General features: G+C 66.3%; 23 protein-coding genes and 1 other RNA gene. 16 read left to right on the forward strand and 8 right to left on the reverse strand.

What is annotated here, in order from left to right:
* The first annotated feature begins 97 nt into the window (after positions 1-97).
* Complete coding sequence (locus AC1RPL_RS20335) at positions 98-1,990, forward strand: XrtA/PEP-CTERM system amidotransferase (RefSeq protein ID WP_493072015.1); 1,893 nt, start codon at positions 98-100, stop codon at positions 1,988-1,990.
* Here the strand turns inward: AC1RPL_RS20335 and AC1RPL_RS20340 are convergent.
* From AC1RPL_RS20340 to AC1RPL_RS20355, 4 genes are all read right to left on the reverse strand, one after another.
* Positions 1,987-2,466, reverse strand: a complete 480-nt coding sequence (locus AC1RPL_RS20340; RefSeq protein WP_493072016.1) for an MAPEG family protein — start codon at positions 2,464-2,466, stop codon at positions 1,987-1,989. The genes AC1RPL_RS20335 and AC1RPL_RS20340 overlap by 4 nt on opposite strands.
* Positions 2,467-2,525: 59 nt before the next feature.
* Positions 2,526-3,107, reverse strand: a complete 582-nt coding sequence (locus tag AC1RPL_RS20345) for a TetR/AcrR family transcriptional regulator (RefSeq protein ID WP_493072018.1) — start codon at positions 3,105-3,107, stop codon at positions 2,526-2,528.
* Positions 3,108-3,284: 177 nt separating this feature from the next.
* A complete protein-coding gene (locus AC1RPL_RS20350; protein WP_493072020.1) occupies positions 3,285-4,364 on the reverse strand; it encodes a 1,9-bis(guanidino)-5-aza-nonane synthase in 1,080 nt (359 codons plus the stop codon).
* Between the two features lie 187 nt (positions 4,365-4,551).
* Complete coding sequence (locus AC1RPL_RS20355) at positions 4,552-5,775, reverse strand: type III PLP-dependent enzyme domain-containing protein (protein WP_493072022.1); 1,224 nt, start codon at positions 5,773-5,775, stop codon at positions 4,552-4,554.
* Between the two features lie 153 nt (positions 5,776-5,928).
* Here AC1RPL_RS20355 and AC1RPL_RS20360 point away from each other — a divergent pair, with 153 nt between their 5' ends.
* From AC1RPL_RS20360 to AC1RPL_RS20390, 7 genes are all read left to right on the forward strand, one after another.
* Positions 5,929-6,897, forward strand: a complete 969-nt coding sequence (locus AC1RPL_RS20360; RefSeq protein ID WP_493072024.1) for a threonine ammonia-lyase — start codon at positions 5,929-5,931, stop codon at positions 6,895-6,897.
* Positions 6,898-6,901: 4 nt separating this feature from the next.
* The gene (locus AC1RPL_RS20365; protein ID WP_493072026.1) at positions 6,902-7,078 is read left to right on the forward strand and encodes a hypothetical protein; all 177 of its coding nucleotides are present in this window, start codon (positions 6,902-6,904) and stop codon (positions 7,076-7,078) included.
* On the forward strand, positions 7,078-7,245 hold the full coding sequence (locus AC1RPL_RS20370) for a hypothetical protein (protein ID WP_493072027.1): 168 nt from the start codon (positions 7,078-7,080) through the stop codon (positions 7,243-7,245). Before AC1RPL_RS20365 ends, AC1RPL_RS20370 begins: the two co-directional genes overlap by 1 nt.
* A gap of 85 nt (positions 7,246-7,330) precedes the next feature.
* Positions 7,331-8,173: an alpha/beta hydrolase gene (locus AC1RPL_RS20375; protein ID WP_493072029.1), complete on the forward strand. Its 843-nt coding sequence runs from the start codon at positions 7,331-7,333 to the stop codon at positions 8,171-8,173.
* A gap of 39 nt (positions 8,174-8,212) precedes the next feature.
* Positions 8,213-8,422 (forward strand): DUF2093 domain-containing protein, encoded by a 210-nt coding sequence (locus tag AC1RPL_RS20380; protein WP_493072030.1) that lies wholly within the window; start codon positions 8,213-8,215, stop codon positions 8,420-8,422.
* A gap of 74 nt (positions 8,423-8,496) precedes the next feature.
* Entirely contained in the window at positions 8,497-8,835 is a 339-nt protein-coding gene (locus AC1RPL_RS20385) for a hypothetical protein (RefSeq protein ID WP_493072031.1), read from the forward strand.
* A gap of 14 nt (positions 8,836-8,849) precedes the next feature.
* Entirely contained in the window at positions 8,850-9,278 is a 429-nt protein-coding gene (locus tag AC1RPL_RS20390; protein WP_493072032.1) for a hypothetical protein, read from the forward strand.
* Between the two features lie 19 nt (positions 9,279-9,297).
* Here AC1RPL_RS20390 and AC1RPL_RS20395 read toward each other — a convergent pair whose 3' ends face one another.
* Positions 9,298-9,954, reverse strand: a complete 657-nt coding sequence (locus AC1RPL_RS20395; protein WP_493072034.1) for an alpha/beta hydrolase — start codon at positions 9,952-9,954, stop codon at positions 9,298-9,300.
* A 97-nt stretch (positions 9,955-10,051) separates the two neighbouring features.
* Here AC1RPL_RS20395 and AC1RPL_RS20400 point away from each other — a divergent pair, with 97 nt between their 5' ends.
* The 8 genes from AC1RPL_RS20400 (at position 10,052) to AC1RPL_RS20435 (ending at position 15,790) form a co-directional block, all read left to right on the forward strand.
* Positions 10,052-11,128 (forward strand): cysteine desulfurase family protein, encoded by a 1,077-nt coding sequence (locus AC1RPL_RS20400; RefSeq protein ID WP_493072035.1) that lies wholly within the window; start codon positions 10,052-10,054, stop codon positions 11,126-11,128.
* A complete protein-coding gene (locus tag AC1RPL_RS20405; protein ID WP_493072037.1) occupies positions 11,125-12,216 on the forward strand; it encodes a cysteine desulfurase family protein in 1,092 nt (363 codons plus the stop codon). The genes AC1RPL_RS20400 and AC1RPL_RS20405 overlap by 4 nt, the downstream gene beginning before the upstream one ends.
* Positions 12,213-12,545 carry a 2Fe-2S iron-sulfur cluster-binding protein gene (locus AC1RPL_RS20410; protein ID WP_493072038.1) on the forward strand — a complete coding sequence of 111 codons (333 nt, stop codon included), beginning with the start codon at positions 12,213-12,215 and terminating at the stop codon, positions 12,543-12,545. The genes AC1RPL_RS20405 and AC1RPL_RS20410 overlap by 4 nt, the downstream gene beginning before the upstream one ends.
* A gap of 165 nt (positions 12,546-12,710) precedes the next feature.
* The gene (locus tag AC1RPL_RS20415) at positions 12,711-12,935 is read left to right on the forward strand and encodes a hypothetical protein (protein WP_493072040.1); all 225 of its coding nucleotides are present in this window, start codon (positions 12,711-12,713) and stop codon (positions 12,933-12,935) included.
* Positions 12,936-13,033: 98 nt separating this feature from the next.
* Positions 13,034-13,131, forward strand: an RNA gene (gene ffs, locus AC1RPL_RS20420) — signal recognition particle sRNA small type.
* A 367-nt stretch (positions 13,132-13,498) separates the two neighbouring features.
* Positions 13,499-15,121, forward strand: coding sequence for a DNA polymerase III subunit gamma/tau (locus tag AC1RPL_RS20425; protein WP_493072042.1), 1,623 nt, complete (start codon positions 13,499-13,501; stop codon positions 15,119-15,121).
* A gap of 2 nt (positions 15,122-15,123) precedes the next feature.
* Entirely contained in the window at positions 15,124-15,444 is a 321-nt protein-coding gene (locus AC1RPL_RS20430; protein ID WP_493072043.1) for a YbaB/EbfC family nucleoid-associated protein, read from the forward strand.
* 61 nt (positions 15,445-15,505) lie between these two features.
* Entirely contained in the window at positions 15,506-15,790 is a 285-nt protein-coding gene (locus tag AC1RPL_RS20435) for a hypothetical protein (RefSeq protein ID WP_493072044.1), read from the forward strand.
* A 3-nt stretch (positions 15,791-15,793) separates the two neighbouring features.
* Here AC1RPL_RS20435 and AC1RPL_RS20440 read toward each other — a convergent pair whose 3' ends face one another.
* The 3 genes from AC1RPL_RS20440 to rpoH all read right to left on the reverse strand — a co-directional run bounded on the left by AC1RPL_RS20440 (position 15,794) and on the right by rpoH (position 18,085).
* Entirely contained in the window at positions 15,794-16,189 is a 396-nt protein-coding gene (locus tag AC1RPL_RS20440) for an NUDIX hydrolase (RefSeq protein WP_493072046.1), read from the reverse strand.
* Positions 16,190-16,867: a monofunctional biosynthetic peptidoglycan transglycosylase gene (gene mtgA / locus AC1RPL_RS20445; protein ID WP_493072412.1), complete on the reverse strand. Its 678-nt coding sequence runs from the start codon at positions 16,865-16,867 to the stop codon at positions 16,190-16,192.
* Positions 16,868-17,182: 315 nt separating this feature from the next.
* Positions 17,183-18,085 carry an RNA polymerase sigma factor RpoH gene (rpoH, locus tag AC1RPL_RS20450; protein WP_493072048.1) on the reverse strand — a complete coding sequence of 301 codons (903 nt, stop codon included), beginning with the start codon at positions 18,083-18,085 and terminating at the stop codon, positions 17,183-17,185.
* Positions 18,086-18,099: the final 14 nt, after the last annotated feature.

The following is an 18,099-nucleotide window of genomic DNA, read 5'->3' on the forward strand; positions in this document are numbered from 1 at the left end:
GAAAGCCGGGACCCAGAGCCCCAGGCGTCGCGCTTCGTAACCCTGGGCCCCGGCTTTCGCCGGGGTGACGATTAGAGATTTGGGGGACTTCACCTAGATGTGCGGCATCGCCGGCCTGTATTACCCCGCCATTCCCAAGCCGGTGGACCCGGCGCGCATCGTGCAGATGACCGATGCGCTGGTGCATCGCGGGCCGGACGGTTCGGGCGTGTGGGTGACGTCGGGCGTCGGGCTCGGCCACAGGCGCTTAGCGATCATCGATATCGAGGGCGGCGTGCAGCCGATGGCGACGCCCGATCAGGGCGTGGTCGTCACCTACAATGGCGAGATCTACAATTTCCAGGAGGTCCGCGCCGAACTCGAAGCCAAGGGCGCGCGCTTCGCGACCGACAGCGATACCGAGGTGCTGCTCCATGGCTGGCGCGCCTGGGGGCCGCGGATGCTCGAGCGGCTGAACGGCATGTTCGCCTTCGCGCTCTATGATTCGAAGGCGCAAAGCCTGTTCCTGGCGCGCGACCGGTTCGGCGTGAAGCCGCTCCATTATGCCGAGCTGTCGGACGGGGCAGTGGCGTTCGCCTCCGAGCTGAAGGGACTGCTCGCGCATCCGCTGTTCCGGCGGACGCCGGACTTCAAGGCGGTCGAGGACTATCTCGGGCTCGGCTATGTGCCCGACGACGCCTCGATCCTGAGCGGCGTGAAGAAGCTGCCGGCCGGGCATTTCCTGCTGCTCGAGCGCGGCAAGCCGGTGCCGCGGCCGCAGCGCTGGTGGGACATCGATTTCTCGCAGCGGGCGACGGGCAAGACCCGAGACCTCGAGGCCGAGCTGATCGACCTGATGCGCGGCGCGGTGCGTTCGCGGATGATCGCCGATGTGCCGCTCGGGGCGTTCCTGTCGGGCGGCGTCGACAGCTCGGCAGTAGTCGCGCTGATGGCCGAGGCGAGCAAGTCGGCGGTGAAGACCTGCACGATCGGCTTCGACGAAGCGAGCCACGATGAGACGGCCTATGCGCAAATGGTCGCCGAGCGCTTTGCCACCACGCACCAGACGCGCAAGGTGGCCTCGGACGATTTCGCGCTGATCGACACGCTGGTCGCGGCCTTCGACGAGCCCTTTGCCGATGCCTCGGCGCTGCCGACCTACCGGGTATGCGAGCTGGCGCGCGAGAGCGTGACGGTGGCGCTGTCGGGCGACGGGGCGGACGAGGCGATGGCGGGGTATCGCCGCTACAAGTTCTTCGCGGCCGAGGAGCGGATGCGCTCGCTGCTGCCGCAGGAGGTGCGCGAGCGTGTGTTCGGTACGCTGGGGCGGCTCTATCCCAAGGCGGATTGGGCGCCGCGGCCTTTCCGCGCCAAGACGACGCTGCTCGCGCTCGCGGAAGGGGGCGAGTTCGCCTATCCCAAGGCGGTGGGCGTCACAGGGCCAGCGCTGCGCAATGCGCTCTATTCGGACGCGATGCGCAAGGCCTTGAACGGGCACACCGCCGAGCAGCGCTATACCGATGCGATGCGCCAGGCGCCGGCGCGCGATGCGCTCGACCGGGCGCAATATGCCGATATCCAGCATTGGCTGCCGGGCGACATCCTCACCAAGGTCGACCGCGCGAGCATGGCGGTGAGCCTGGAGGCGCGCGAGCCGCTGCTCGACTATCGGCTGGTCCAGTTCATGGCGACCTTGCCGCCGGCGCTGCGGATCAAGGCGGGGCAGGGCAAGTGGCTCATGAAGAAGGCGCTGGAGCCGTATCTGCCCAAGGACGTGCTCTACCGGCCCAAGATGGGCTTCGTGACGCCGATCAGTGCCTGGTTCCGCAAGGCGCTGGCCGACGAGGCAGCGGGGCTGGGGCGCTCCAAGCTGCTGAACAGCACCGGCTGGTTCGACCTCCACGCGATCGAGAAGCTCGCCGCCGACCACAAGGTCGGGCGGGTGGAGCATGGCCGGACCCTGTGGCAGCTGCTGATGCTGGAGCGGAGCCTGACGCGGCTGTTCGGCTAGCGGTCGTACACCGAAGTCGCCGTCTCGATCGGAGTCGCGTGCGTAGCGTGCAGCACGATCGCCATCCCCGCGTGCAGCGTCAGCGCCGCCAGTACCAGCGTCGACAGCAGGAACAGCGTGAAGCGCAGCGACACCCGGTTGACCGTCACCTGTACCAGGCTGTGGGCGATGCGCAGGATCACATAGGCCCAGGCGAGCCAGGTGTTGAAGCCGTTACCCTGGCCGAGCAGGGCAAGCGCCAGCGCGATCGCGTAGAACAGCGTCGGCTGCTCGTGGAGATGGTTGTAATTGTGCGCCTTCCACTGGGCCTGGGGCGGCAGGACCTTGTCGGCGTCGGCGCCCTTGGCGCCGATAAGCTTGCCCATGTCGATGCCGGCCCGGCGCATTGCGGGCATGCGCACCACCATCATCCAGACCAGCATCACCAGCGTCCAGGCGATGAGCGCCACCACGGGCGCCAGGATTTCGCTGTGCATTGCAGTCCCCTCCACCTGCGTCAGCGCGAAAGGCTGCCGCAGTCGGTTCGGGAATGCAACTAAGCCGGCGCGAGCAGCCGCTCGAGCAGCAAATGGAGCGCGTGGCGCAGCGCCGCTTCGTCCTGCGCGGACCAGACCGCGTTGCGGCAGAGTACCCCAAGCAGATGCGCCTGGATGATCCAGCCCACCGCGTCGGGATCGGCATCGGCGCGCGCGGCACCGCTGTCGATCAGTGTGCGCACTTCCGCTTCGACGGCATGGCGCAGCCGCTCGAGATTGGCGGTCATGCGCCGGCGCAGGCCGGCATCGGTGGTGCTCGCCGCAGTCATCTCGATGCCGAATCGGGCATTGGCGGCAGGCAGGGCGGGGGCGATCTGATGTGCGAAGATCGAATCGGCGAGGGCCGCGATGCTGCCCCCCTCGATCGGCCCAAGTTCGGCAGAGAGCTGGTCGGTCACTGCATGGATCAGCGCCTCCTTGCTTGGGAAATGGCTGTAAAAGGCCCCTTTGCTGATCCCGGCCGAGGCGCAGACGTCATCGACCGAAGTTGCGAGCAGCCCGCGCTCGAACAGGCAGCGCGCAGCTGCGTCGAGGATATGCGCCCGTCGCTTGGCGGCAGTGGCTTCAGTAAGGCGCGGCATCGCGTTCTCGTTGGCTTCCCGCGCGCAGATTGCATCGGATTTGGTTCCAGTATGTTGCTGAGCCTTCCTGTCACCAAGGGACTTGTTCCCGTTGCGGGACGGTGATCCGCGACAGGACAAAGAAAAGGGCGGCCGGGATGTCCCGGCCGCCCTGTTTCTCGTGCGATCTGAAAGCGATCAGGCGAAGAGCTTTGCCCAGGCGCGCTTGGCGCGGTCCTTCCAATGGCCGCGGTGATAGGCGTCCGACGCGAGCAGCGGCATGACCGAGCCGGCTTCGGCGAAGACCATCTGCTCGATGCCGGTGTTGACCTTGCCCCACGACGCCGCCTCCTGGAGGGTCGAGGACGAGCAGGCGCCGTCGCGCACGTCGGCGACGGTGATCTGCACTGCGTATTTGTGCACGGCGACATCGTCATGGCCGAGGATCTCGGCGCAGACGACGGTGTCCTGGATGAAGTTCTTCGGCACGCCGCCGCCGATCATCAGCAAGCCGGTGGTGCCCGCCTGGATCTTGATCTCGGTAAGCTCGCGGAAATCGGCGATGGCGTCGAGCACAAGATAGGGCTTGCCGGCCTTGGCGCGGTCCACCTGGTGCTTGACCAGGCCGAAGCCGGCCGAGGAATCGACGAACGCCGGGCAGAAGATCGGCACGTCATGCTCGTACGCCAGCTTGACGAGGCTGTTGTCCTTCTTGCCATGCTCGACGAGATACTTGCCCATCTCGCGAATGAACGCGCGGCTCGAATAGGGCTTGGCTTCCAGCGTCTCGGCGATCTCGAAGATCGTGTGGTCGACGTTCTGGAGCGCTTCCTCGTCGATATACGTGTCGTAGATGCGGTCGATGTAGAGCGAGCGAAGCGTGTCGTCGTCGGGGATCTCGAGCGCTTGATAATGCTTGTGGCCAAGGCCCTCGAAGAAATCCATGTCGACGATGGTGGCGCCGGTGGCGACCACGACGTCGACCATGTTGTTGCGGATCAGCTCGGCATAGAGATCCATGCAGCCGCCGGCCGAGGTCGAGCCCGCGATGACCAGGACGACGGTGCAGTCCTTGTCGGCCAGCATCTCGTTGTAGATCTTGGTCGCGCGGCCGAGGTCGCGGCTGGTGAAGCTCATATCCGCCATCGCATCGACGATCGGACGCGCATCGAACGACGTGATGTCGATGTGCTTGACCTGCTTCGACAGCAGTTCCGCCTTGCGGGTGTCGTTGATCGGGGCGTTGGCCGCCGCGGTCTTGGTGAGGGTGTCGGTCATGGGGTCTCCCATTTTCTTGCCATGCCGCCGTCATTCAAAGGGGACGCGGAAACCCGGATGCGGGGCCCTTAGACCCCAAAACCATATTCGTCACCCCACGCGGGCGGGGATCCCGAGCCAGGCAAGGCGTTGCCTGCGACTCTGGATCCCCGCCTGCGCGGAGATGACGGTTTAAAGCGGTGTGTCGTTACAGCTTTACGACGTTCGAGTGGAGCGGCCGTTCTGTCTGGGGCAGGTACAGCGACGCCATCGGCTCGTCGTCGATCACGACGATCTCGTCCGAGCCGAAGCCGTTGAACGCCGTGCGCATCGCCGAGCCATAGGCGCCGAGCATGCCGATCTCGATGAAATCGCCAGCGCGCACGTCTGCCGGAAGGTCGAACGGGCCGGTCATGTGATCGAGGTCGTCGCAGGTCGGGCCATAGAAGCTGAATGCCACATCCTTGGCGTTCGATTCGGGCTCGCGCAACAGGCGGACCGGGAAGCGCCAGCCGATATGCGCCGCATCGAACAGCGCGCCATAGGCACCGTCGTTGATGTAGAGCTCGTCGCCGCGGCGCTTTTCGACGCGCACGATGATCGAGCTATACTCGGCGCAAAGGGCACGGCCCGGCTCGGCCCAGAGCTCGGCCGAATAGCTGATCGGCAGGCTCTCGAACGCGCGGTGGATCGTCTCGAAATAGCGCTCGAGCGGCGGAGGCTCCATGCCCGGATAGCTGGACGGGAAGCCGCCGCCGACATCGACCACATCGACGGTGACGCCAGCCTCGACGATTGCCGCGCGGACGCGCTCCATCGCGTTGGAATAGGCGTCCGGCGACATCGCCTGCGAACCGACATGGAAGCAGATGCCCAGGGCATCCGCGACCTGGCGGGCCGCCATCAGCAGTTCCTTGCTCTCGTTCGGCATGACGCCGAACTTGGACGCGAGGCTGAGCTTCGACAGGTCCGACGAGACACGCAGGCGCACGCACAGCGTCAGATCGGTCGCGCCGCTGGTGGCAGCGACGATCTTGTCCAGCTCTTCCATCGAATCGAGGCTGAAGGTGCGCACGCCGTGCGTGAAATACGCCTCGGCGATCGCTTCCTCGGCCTTGACCGGGTGCATGAAGCATAAGGTGGCTTCGGGCAGGGTACGGGCGACCAGACGCACTTCCGCGATCGACGCCACGTCATAATGCGTGATGCCGTTATCCCAGAGGATCTGGAGCAGTTCCGGACTCGGGTTCGCCTTCACCGCATACATCGAGCGGCCCGGGAACTTCTCGACGAAGAAGCGGGCGGCACGCGCAGCGGCATGCGGACGGACGAGGGTGACCGGCTGAACCGGACGTGCCTTCACAATATCGGCAATGCGGGCATTGCCGGCGGGGACGGTCGCTAACCCCAGCGCGCTATGATGCTTGCGCAATTCAAGGGACCTCCAAATGCCTTGCGGCAAACATTGACGAAAAGCTGCCTTGCGGTTGGAAGTCCCATGGGGCAGCGGAAGGCGGCACATAAGGACGTTGGATCGGGGTGTAAAGTGATTCGCGTGTCCGGACTTTTACGGCGGGGGTGAACTGTGACGATTGTGCGACAGCCGACGCGCGCCGGGGTTCGGGACGCCGCTGCCAAGATTGCGGCGATCCTGCCGCAAACCCCTTTGTTCGTTCACGAATTTCGCGGGCATCCGGTGTGCTTCAAGGCCGAATGCCTGCAGCCGATTGGCGCGTTCAAGATCCGCGGGGCATGGCATCGGCTGACTGCCCTGGACGATCGGCAACGCGAAAAAGGCGTGGTCGCCTTCTCGTCGGGAAATCATGCGCAGGGAGTCGCCTGGGCGGCGAAGAAATTGGGTATCCCGGCGGTGATCGTGATGCCGGCCGACGCGCCCAAGGTGAAGCGCGATGCGACGCTGGCGATGGGGGCGGAAGTGGTCTCCTATGACCGCGCGACCGAGAGCCGCGAGAAGATCGCCGCACATCTGGCGCACGCCCGCGGCGCCACGCTGGTGCCCAGCTTCGACGATCCGTGGATCATCGAGGGGCAGGGCAGCGCGGGGATCGAGGCGATGAGCCAGATCGTCGAGGCGAAGCTGCCCGACTTCGAGACCGTGCTGGTGCCGTGCGGTGGCGGTGGGCTGGCGGCCGGGCTGGCGCTGGCGCTACCTGACGCGCAGATCATCGTGGTCGAGCCCGAGGGCTGGGACGACATGACGCGCAGCCTGGAGGCCGGCTGGATCGAGCCGGTGGGCGACAATCCCCCGCCGACGGCCTGCGACGCGCTGCAGACCACCTTGGTGTCGCCGCTGACCTTCGACGTGCTCTCCAGGCGCGGGACCACCGGGCTTGCGGTGAGCGAGGCGGAGATACGCAACGCGCAGCGCTGGGCAGCGGCGAAGCTGCGTGTTGTGGTGGAGCCGGGCGGTGCCGTGGCGCTGGCAGCGCTGCTTGCCGGCAAGATCGATGTGAAACCGGGCTTGCTCGTGGTGCTTTCGGGCGGCAATGCCGATCCCGATGCCTATGCCCATATCCTTTCCGGGAAAGACTAAGCCCGTGGCCAACCGCTTCGGCAGCGTGATCGCGAACGTGATGAGCGTTGGTGCGCGCGTGCTTGGCTATATCATCTTCGGCTTGCTGCTGATGATTTATCGCCGCGATCCCAAGATGATCGCGCTGTTCGGCGGGGCGTTCGCGCTGCTCGCGCTCGGCATCTGGCTGCTCGTACGCTGATGGGCGATCCTTCGCTCGAACCGATCTGGCTGAGCATCGCGGTGATCGCGGTGGGCGTGCTCGTGTGGGGCGGGTGGCGCCAGCTCCGGGCGGACCGGACCAAGGCGATCCTGATGTGGATCTGCGCGGTGGTGATACTGGGCAATCTGCTGATCCTACGGGTCTGATCCCGACACATCTCGTTACACAAGAATGTTGGACGCCCCTGGAGTGCCTGCATATCCTCGCAGCATCGGTTCGATGAGGTGTGCGATGCGCAAGTCCCTGCTCCTGCTGCCCTTCCTCCTTGCGGCCAGCCCGGCACTCGCGCAGTCCGTGCCTGGCCGCGAAGTCGCCTATGGCACCGCTGCGCTCCAGAAGTTCGATTTCTACAAGGGTGCGAAGGCGGACTCGCCGCTGGTCGTGTTCATCCATGGCGGCGGCTGGAAGCGCGGCGACAAGGGCAATGCCACCGGCGCGGAGAAGATCGCGCATTTCACGGCGAAGGGCTATGCGTTCGCGAGCGTGAATTATCGGCTGGTGCCAGGTGCCACCGTCGAGCAGCAGGCGCAGGACGTGGCCGATGCGCTGGGCTGGATGGTGAAGAATGCCCGTGCGATGGCGATCGACCCTCGGCGCATCGTGGTGATGGGGCATAGCGCGGGCGCGCATCTCGCCGCGCTGATTTCCACCGACCCCAGCTATCTGCAAAAGGCCGGATGGGGCCTCGACAAGCTGGCGGGCGTCGTACTGGTCGACGGCGCCGCCTATGACGTGCCGGCGCAGATGGCAGAGGGGCCGCGGATCATGGGCGACACCTATGCAGCGGCGTTCGGCAGCGAGCCGGCGCGCCAGCGGGCATTATCGCCGACGCTGCAGGCCGCATCCCCCAATGCACGGGACTTCCTGATCCTGCATGTGCAGCGCGAGGACGGCACCCGCCAGTCCGAAGCGCTGGGGCGTGCGCTGATAGCGGCGGGGGCCAGGGTGAAGGTGCAGGGCTTCGAGGGGCGCGGCTTGCGCGGCCATATGGCGATCAACCGGCAGCTGGGCGATGCGGACTACCCGGCAACGGCGGTGGTCGATCAGTGGATCGACGCGGTTCTGACGCGCTGAGTGTTGGCGGAGCGCACGGCACTTCCTAGATAGGCGCGCATGAACGGCCCCGCGCAAATCCACTACGGTACCCCCGAGATCGATATCCTGAGCCCCGGCAGCTATGTGCTGTGCGCGGTGAGCGGCGATCCGATCCCGCTGAACGAGCTCAAATATTGGAGCGCCGAGTTCCAGGAAGCCTATCGCAGCGCCAACGAGGCGACCGCCGCGATGCTCGCCGGCGGAGCGAAGAACCTGAAAAAGGACTGATCCGCCTCGAATTGACTTGGTGCGGAAGCGCTGACAGCCTGCGCCCATCTCGGCATTCGCCGAAGAGGGACGAAATGGTGGGCTGGCCGTTGTTTTCGCTCGTCGCATTTTCGTTGGCTGCACCGGCCGCCGCCCTTGCCGGACAGGAGACCAGGCAACAGACTAGCGCCGGGCAGGAAAAGCCCGAGGACGCGATCCTGGTGCAAGGCGAGAAGGATTCGAAGAAGCGCAAGGTTTGCCGCGGCGCGGTCTTGACCGGATCGATCATCCGCAAGCAGACTTGCATGAGCCAGGCGGACTGGCAGCAGCGCGAGGCGGATGACAAGGCGACGGTGGAAGCGATCAAGGAAGATACGCATCGGCGCCAGAACACCAGGACGATCGTCTGCGCGGCCAGGAATCAAGTATGTTAAGCGCCGCCTGAGCGATGCGACTGCGCGATCTCCGGTGCAGCGGGCCGGCCTGGCTGTTCGGCTGGGTGACCGCGGTGTTCCTGCCGGGATTGCTGATGGCGCTCGATCGCCACGGCCTGGACCGGTTGCCGGCGAATACTTGGAAAGCGGGCGACGCTATCGGGCCGGCGGCCAAGCTGCTGCTCGGCGCGCTGCTGATCCTGTGCTTCTTCCTGGCGGTGCGTGTCCGGATCGGGCCGCTTGCGGTGCGCGCGGTGCTGGGCGGGCTGGCGACGATGGCGCTTACGCTGGCGCTGATTCCAGCAGCATATTCCCGAGGCTTCGGCATCGGATTGACCGGCGCCCGCTTCGATCCCCCAGCGCTGCCCTGGTACGCGATCGGCGCGGCGGCGGCGGGGCTGGTCTTCGCGCTGTCGTTCGCAAGGTGCCGGGCGCGGGCCTGAAGCCCGCGCCCGCACGATATCAGCGGATCGGCGAGTTGGGGTCGAGCCGCATGTCCAGATACTTGTCCACGCTGCCCATCAGGTCTTCCATTTCATTCTCGAAGAAATGGTTCGCACCCGGGATGGTGTCGTGGTGGATGGTGATGTGCTTCTGGGTGCGCAGCTTGTCGACCAGCTTCTGGACGGCGCCCGGCGTGACCACTTCGTCATTCTCGCCCTGAACGATGACGCCCGACGAGGGGCAGGGCGCCAGGAAGGTGAAGTCGAACATGTTCGCCGGCGGGGCGACCGAGATGAAGCCACGGATTTCCGGGCGGCGCATCAGCAGCTGCATGCCGATCCAGGCGCCGAAGCCGAAGCCGGCGACCCAGGTGGACGATGCCTCCGGGTGGAAGCTCTGCACCCAGTCGAGCGCCGACGCAGCGTCGGACAGCTCGCCGATGCCGTTGTCGAACGTGCCCTGGCTCTTGCCGACCCCGCGGAAATTGAAACGGAGCGTCGCGAAGCCGCGGCGCTGGAAGGTCTTGTAGAGCTCCTGGACGATGCGATTATTCATCGTGCCGCCCGCATTGGGATGCGGGTGGAGGATCATGGCGACCGGTGCGCGCGGCTTGGGCGCGGGAGCGAAACGGCCTTCGAGGCGCCCTTCGGGGCCGGGGAAGATTACTTCGGGCAAGGCTTTTCCCTGTATGAATTCATGTGCGCGGTGGAGCGCGGAGAGTTGGGCGCTATATAGGCAGCGCGCCCGTTTGCGCAATTATTACGAGAGCAACTTGGCCGACCGCATCTATCTCGATCATGCCGCGACCACGCCGATGCTGCCGGAGGCCCTGGTGGCGGTAGCGGAAGGGATGCGGCATTGGGCCAATCCCAGCTCTCCCCATGCCGAGGGCCGCGCCGCCCGTGCCGCGCTGGAAAAGGCGCGCCGCGATGTGGCCGCGGCCTATGGCTGGGCGCACGAACTGATCTTCACCGGCGGGGCGAGCGAATCGCTGCACATGGCGCTGACCCGCTCGATGGCGCCGCGTCGGCTGATCAGCGCGGTGGAGCATGATTCGGTACTGCGGCACTCGGAGGGCGCGCAGGTGCTGCCGGTGGATGGCGACGGTATCCTGAACCCCGACACGCTCAGGACGGCGCTGGCCGAGGGGCCGCGGGCGCTGGTCGGCATTCAATGGGCGAACAGCGAGACCGGCGTGCGCCAGCCGATTGCGGAAATCGCCGCGATCGTGCGGACTGCGGACGGCATATTGCTGATCGATGCCGCGCAGATGCCCGCGCATGCCGACGACGCGGTGCTGCGCCATGGCGATTTGGTCGCGGTCTCGGCGCACAAGCGTGGCGGGCCGCCGGGGGTCGGGGCGTTGCTGGTGCGTGACTTCGCCGTGTTGCTGCCGATGGGCGGGCAGGAGAAGGGCTATCGCGCAGGGACGGAGAACCTCCCCGGCGCGCTCGGCTATGCCGCGGCGGTGGCAGTGCCCGAGGATCTGGTGCGGATGAAGGCGCTGCGGGCGCGGCTCGAGGCGGCGATCCGTGATGCGGGCGGCGAGGTTGTGGGCGCCGACACCCCGCGCAGTCCGCTGATCGGCGCATACCGGATGCCGGGCGTGTCCTCCGCCGCGCAGCTGATCCGCTTCGACATGGCCGGGATCTCGGTTTCCGCCGGCAGCGCCTGTTCCTCGGGCAGCATGCGGCCAAGCCATGTGCTGGGCGCGATGGGCTGGGAGGAGCCGGCGCTGCGCGAAGTGGTGCGGGTGAGCTTCGGGCGCGGCACGACCGAGGCCGAAGTGGATGCCTTCACGACGCTCTGGCGCCAGATCGCGATCGAGGCCAGAACCAGGGCCGCATGACCTATCTAGATTATCAGGCGACTACGCCGCTCGCTCCCGAGGCGCTGGCCGCGATGCTGCCGCTGCTGGAGAGCAATTTCGCCAACCCGCACTCCGCCCATGCCCCGGGCAGGGCTGCCAAGGCGACGGTGGAAGTGGCGCGCGACGATGTCGCCGGGCTGCTGCCGCCGGGAGGCAAGGTCAGCTTCACCAGCGGCGCGACCGAGGCGCTCAACTGGGCGATCAAGGACACGACCGGCGGGATCGTGACGATCGCCACCGAGCATGCCGCGGTGCTCGATACGGTGGAGGCCGAGCGGCGCAAGGGCAGGGACGTCACCGTGCTGCCGGTCGGGCCCGAGGGGCTGGTCGATCTCGCCGCCGCTCGGGCCGCGATCGGGCCGGGTACCGGGCTGGTCGCCGCAATGCTGGTCAACAATGAGATCGGCGTGATCCAGCCGATCGAGGAACTCGCCCACCTCGCCCATGCCGTCGGCGCGCTGTTGCTGTGCGACGCGGTGCAGGGCTATGGCCGTGTGCTGATCCCTGATGGCTGCGACCTGATCGCGGTCTCGGCGCACAAGATCCATGGGCCCAAGGGCATCGGTGCCCTTTGGATTCGCGACGGCGTGACGCTGGAGCCGCTGATGCATGGCGGGGGACAAGAGCCCGCCGGACGATCGGGTACGCTCTCGCCGGCGCTCTGCGCGGGGTTCGGGGCGGCGGCGAAGCTCGCCAAGCAGCGCTTTGGCGTCGATCATGCCCATGCCGAGCAGCTGTTCCGCGCGGCGCTTGGCCGGATCGGCGGGGACTGGGCGCTCAACGGCTCGCGCGAGGACCGCTATCCGGGCAATCTCAACCTGCATCATGCCGGGCTCGACGTCGCCCGGCTGATTTCGGACCTGCGCGATATTGCCTTTTCCGCGGGCTCGGCCTGTGCGAGCGGATCGGGGCGGCCGAGCCATGTGCTCGCGGCGATCGGGCTGGGCACCGTAGAGGCGCGAGCCAGCATCCGCATCGGCTATGGCCGCTACACCAGCGAGGACGAGCTGCTCCACGCGATCGATCGGATCGTCGCCGCTGCCCGGCTGCAGAGCCCCGCGGCATGATCCGGGTCACCTTCGTCGGCGCCGATGGCCAGCAGCATGACGTGGAAGCCCAGGAAGGCCTGCGCCTGCTCGAAGTCGCGCAGAATGACGGCCAGCCGCTGGAAGGGACGTGCGAGGGGCAGATGGCCTGCTCCACCTGCCATGTGATCGTCGATCCCGAGCATTTCGCCCGGCTGCCGCGCGCGGCGGAGGAAGAGGAGGATATCCTCGACCTCGCCATGGGCGCGGTGCGGACCAGCCGGCTCGCCTGCCAGATATTGCTCACGCCCGAGCTGGACGGGCTGGTGGTACGCATGCCGAGCGCCCACCGCGACATGCAGGGGCGCTGACTCCCGCCCCTTCGCCTTTATCGGCAGGTTCGAAACGTTCCGGCAACGAACCGGACATTCAGCCCCGCGCAATCCGTCCCGTTTCAGGATCGTGCATGGAACCGAAACGATCTCGTCCGGTTTCGCCCCCACAGGGATACCCCCTGCCAGCAGGAGAGAGCTGACATGAAGTTGCTTCCCATTCTCGCGGCCGCCGCCGCCGCCGCGCTCGCCATCCCCGCCGCCAATGCCGCCGCTGCCCCGGCCGCTCCGGCCTTCGCCGCCAAGGCGGAAATCCAGCATCACCGCCCGCATGCCCGCAAGCGCGTATATTGGCGCAAGGTCTGCACCACCAAGGTGCGTCATGGCCATCGCAACCGCGTGTGTCGCAACGTGCGCTACTACCGCTAAGAGCTGGCGCTAGAAGGTTTTGGGGCGGGAGCGTCGGGAACGCTTCCGTCCCCTCTCCTAATCATCTTGCCTATCCCGCCGACTTTGCCCATATGCGCCGCGGGAGTCGGGCGGACGTAGTCGTCGCCAACTTGGTCAGATCCGGAAGGAAGCAGCCACAACGATTTCGCTGCGGGTCGTTCCGGCTCCCACCGCTGCTCACATCGACAAGCTTTGCATGTAAGTGGAAATTCTCCGCGCGGAGCATTTCAGCATCTCCGTTCCGGCAGGCGTTCGCGATGATCTCGAGCAAGGGATCAGTGACGGCGGCTTCCCTGGCCCGGGCGAATATGTCGCCGCGCTGATTCGAGATCACCGCCAACGTCGCGAGGAATTGATCGCTGCTCTCATCGAAGGTGAGGAGAGCGGTATCGCAAATTGCTGCATCGCGAGCACATCATCTTCTATCGGATCCTGTCCGCACAGGTAGAAATAGCGCGCATCCTCCACCCGCGCGTGGATGTGTCCCGTCACGTCGCCTGAAGCTTCGACAAGCGCGCTCGCGCACCCTAGATAGGGCATCAATGTCCGATTCCCTGCTTGGCCTCGACGAACCCGCGCAGCCGCGCGATGCCGCTTATCGCGTGCTCGCGCGCAAATACCGGCCGCAGACCTTTTCCGAGCTGATCGGGCAGGACGCGATGGTCACCACGCTGGGCAATGCGATCAAGCGCGACCGGCTGGCGCATGCCTTCCTGCTGACCGGCGTGCGCGGGGTCGGCAAGACCTCGACCGCGCGGCTGATCGCCAAGGCGCTCAACTGCATCGGCCCGGACGGGCAGGGCGGGCCGACGATCGATCCGTGCGGCGTCTGCGATCCCTGTCGGGCGATCGCCGAGGGGCGGCATATCGACGTGATCGAGATGGACGCCGCGTCGCATACCGGCGTCGACGATGTCCGCGAGATCATCGAGGCGTCGCGCTATTCGGCGGTGTCGGCGCGCTACAAGATCTACATCATCGACGAAGTGCACATGCTCTCGAAGAGTGCGTTCAACGCGCTGCTCAAGACGCTGGAGGAGCCGCCGGCGCATGTGAAGTTCCTGTTCGCCACGACCGAGGTGAACAAGGTGCCGGTGACGGTGCTGTCGCGCTGCCAGCGCTTCGATCTGCGTCGCATCCCGGCCGAGCTGCTCGCCGAGCATTTCGCACGGGTTTCGCAGGCTGAGGGCGTGGAAGCCGAGCCCGAGGCGCTGGGGCTGATCGCGCGCGCCGCGGAAGGGTCGGCGCGCGACGGGCTCTCGATCCTCGACCAAGCGATCGCGCATGCGGGCCTGGAGGGCGAGGGCGTGAAGGCGGATGCGGTGCGCCAGATGCTCGGCCTGTCCGACCGCGGCGCGATCCGGACCTTGTTCGGGTTGTTGCTGGAGGGCGACGCGCAGGGGGCGCTGGCCTCGCTGCGCGGGCAGTATGATCTCGGCGTCGATCCGCAGGCGGTGCTGCGCACGCTGCTGGAGACGGTACACGCCGTGACGCTCGCCAAGCTCGGCACCGATGGCAATTCGGGCCAGTCGGCGGAGGAATTGCGCGCGCTTGAGCGCTGGGCGGCGGGGCTGAGCTTCCCGGCGCTGCACCGGCTGTGGCAGCTGGTGCTGCGCGGGCATGACGAAGTCGCCAAGGCGGTGCTGCCGATCGAAGCGGCGGAGATGGCGCTGCTGCGCGTGATCCATGCCTCGCAGCTCCCCGATCCGGGCGAGCTTGCGCGGCAGATCGCTAGCGGCAGCGTGACGATCTCGGGCGGTGCGGCACCCAGTGCGCCGGCGGGCGCGAATGGCGCGGCGATGCCGACCTCGCTCGGCCAGCTCGCCGATTATCTTGAGGCTAAAGGCAAGCCGAGACTTTCCATCCAAGTTACGGACTACATGCGCCCGATCCGCTTCGAGGGTACCGAGGTCGAGTTCGCGGCGGCTCGTGCGCTGCCCCATGATTTCATCAAGGAACTCGGCGCCGTGCTCAAGGAGTTGACGGGGAGCAACTGGAAGCTCCAGTGCGTCGATGTGCCGGCGCAGGCGATGACCTTGCGCGAGGAGCAGGCCGCGAACGAACAGGCAGAGCGCGACGCAGTGCTCGCGTCGCCGATGGTCGCCGCGGCGATGGAAGCCTTTCCCGAAGCCGAGCTGATCGGCTGGTCCAAGACAGGAAGTTGAGTATGGATCTCGAAAAGATGATGGCCATGGCGCAGAACGTCCAGGCCGAGCTCACCAAGGCCCAGGCTGATCTCGACAAGATCGAGGTCGAGGGCGCCGCCGGCGGCGGACTGATCAAGGTCCAGGCTTCGGCCAAGGGCCGGATCATCGGCATCCACATCGACGATTCGCTGCTCAATCCGGCCGAGAAGGGCATGCTCGAGGACCTGCTCGCAGCCGCCTTCAACGATGCCCGCGCCAAGGCCGATGCGGCGTCGCAGGAGTCGATGGCGAAGATGACGAGCGGCCTGCCGCTGCCGCCGGGCTTCAAGCTGCCTTTCTGATTTCCGGAACCATCGTTCGTTCTCCTCGGTTGCTGTCGGCACAAGTTCGAGGAGGATGAAGATGGTGGAACGTGTAACCGAGCGTACCGACGGCGTAACTGCCGAGCGCGTCACCGAGACGGGTGGCAGCACCGTGGTGGTCGAGCGGAGCGGCGGCAGCGGCGTGGGCCTGCTGGTCGGGCTGGTGCTGCTGATCGCGGTGGTGATCGGCGCCGTGTATCTGTTCAACCAGAACAACCGCGAGAACGCCAAGACCGACGCGGTGACGCAGGCGGCCAAGGACGTCGGTGGCGCGGCGAAGGATGTGGGCGACGCGGCGCAGGATGCTGCGAGGAAGGTTCAGTAACGCTCAGACCAGCCCGAGAGCGATCGGCAACACGTGCTCGCGTGTCATCGGCGCGAGCACAAGTTCGTCGGCGCGGGTGATCTCGACCCAGATCGCTTCCTCGATCTCCGCCGCGATGGCGGGATCGTGCGGCGCGGTCAGGTGGAACAGTTCTGCCTCGACCACGCAACCCGGCTCGTTTGCGGCGGGTGCCCGGAAGCTGCCGAGACGAGTGGGTTCGGTCGCGGGGGTGAGCCCGATCTCCTCCGCCAGTTCGCGACGCAGCGCGGCGAGCGGGGTCTCTCCGGGCTCGATCTTGCCGCCTGCCTGCATGAAGGCCGTGGTCCCCGCCTTGCGGACCAGCAGCATATTGCCCGCACCGTCGTCGATTAGCGCGGCAGCGATGCGGATCGGCTCCATTCAGCGCAGGCAGCCATCCAGGCCGTCACCACGGACGGTTCCGATGCGGACGGTGATCGCGTTGCCATAGCGGCGCGTGAAGCCGCGCGGATCGGTGCCGGCGCGCTTCTTGGGAAGCGGCAGGACAGCGGCGATCTGGGCAGCCTCGCGCGGGCTCATCTGCGACGCGTCATGCTTGAAATAGCGCATCGAGCCGGCGTTGACGCCGTAGGTGCCGATCCCCGTCTCCGCGACGTTGAGATAGACTTCCATGATCCGGCGCTTGCCCCAGATATTCTCGATCAGAACGGTGAAATAGGCCTCCAGCGCTTTCCGCGCATAGCCGCCGCCCTGGAACAGGAAGACGTTCTTCGCGGTCTGCTGGCTGATCGTCGAGCCACCGCGGATGCGGCCGCCCTTCTGGTTGCGGGCATAGGCTTGTTCGAGCGCGGCGAAATCGAAGCCATGGTGCGAGCAGAAACGCGCATCCTCGGCAGCGATCGCGGCGCGCGGCATGTCCGGGTCTATGCGGTCGATCGACATCCAGCGTTTGGTGACACCATGGCCCGAAAAGATGTCGCCGATCTGCGTCCAGGTGATCGGCGGGGGCACGAACTTGTAGAGCATCACCATGCCGATCGAGACAGCCAGGAAGGCGAGGACGAGCTTCAGGATCCAGAAAAGGATGCGACGGAGCAGGGGTTTGCGGGGTTTGGCTGTGCGTACTTCTTTCCCCGGCGAAGGCGGGGGGCCAGACTCAGCGTCTGGAAGAAGCGTTGCCGCGCTCGAGTTTGATTCAGGGTGCTTTCGCCGGGGCGATGATTCCTCGCCGAGCGGCCGCAAATCCGGCATCGGCGCGTTGCCGAGATCCGACTGCAGCAGCGTCGTCGCCCGGGGCGTCCACTCGCGCGGACGGGACGTAGAATCGGAAGGCGCCGACGGGATGTCCGCCGGCGCTTCCGGGAGGTGTGGGGCCTCCTCGTCGTTTTGATCACCGTCACCCATGCGCAGGCGTCAGGCGGGGAGGAGCCGCTTTTCGCCGGCGATGCGCATCATCGCCTTTTGCAGCTTCTCGAACGCGCGCACTTCGATCTGGCGGACGCGCTCCCGGCTGACGTCATAGACCTGAGAGAGCTCCTCGAGGGTCTTGGGGTCATCCGTCAGGCGGCGCTCGGTGAGGATGTGCTTCTCGCGCTCGTTGAGGTCCTCCATCGCCGACACGAGCATGTCGTGGCGGACCGTGGCTTCCTGGGCGTCGGCGACGCGCTCGTCCTGGAGCTGATCGTCGTCCTGAAGCCAATCCTGCCACTGGCCCTCGCCATCCTCGCGCATCGGCACGTTGAGCGACGTATCGCCGCCCATCGCCATGCGGCGGTTCATCGAGGTGACTTCGTCCTCGGTGACGCCGAGATCGGTGGCGATCTTGGTGACATGCTCTGGGCTGAGATCGCCATCCTCGAACGCGTCGAGCTTGGCCTTCATCCGGCGCAGGTTGAAGAACAGCTTCTTCTGCGCGGCGGTGGTGCCCATCTTCACGAGGCTCCACGAGCGCAGGATGAATTCCTGGATCGAGGCGCGGATCCACCACATGGCATAGGTGGCCAGGCGGAAGCCCCGATCGGGCTCGAACTTCTTCACGCCCTGCATCAGGCCGATATTCCCTTCCGAGATCAGCTCGGAAACGGGCAGGCCATAGCCACGATAGCCCATGGCGATCTTCGCCACGAGACGCAGATGCGAGGTGACCAGCTGGGCCGCGGCATCCGTGTCGCCATGCTCCTGGAAGCGCTTGGCGAGCATGAACTCCTGCTCGGGGCTCAGGATCGGAAACTTCTTGATCTCGGCCAGATAGCGGTTGAGGCTCTGCTCACCACCAAGCGCGGGGATCGTCGCCGGGACGTTGCTTCCGCTTGCCATGATCACTTCTCCCT

The sequence above is a fragment of the Sphingomonas sp. GW821-FHT12D09 genome (genome assembly GCF_058807215.1).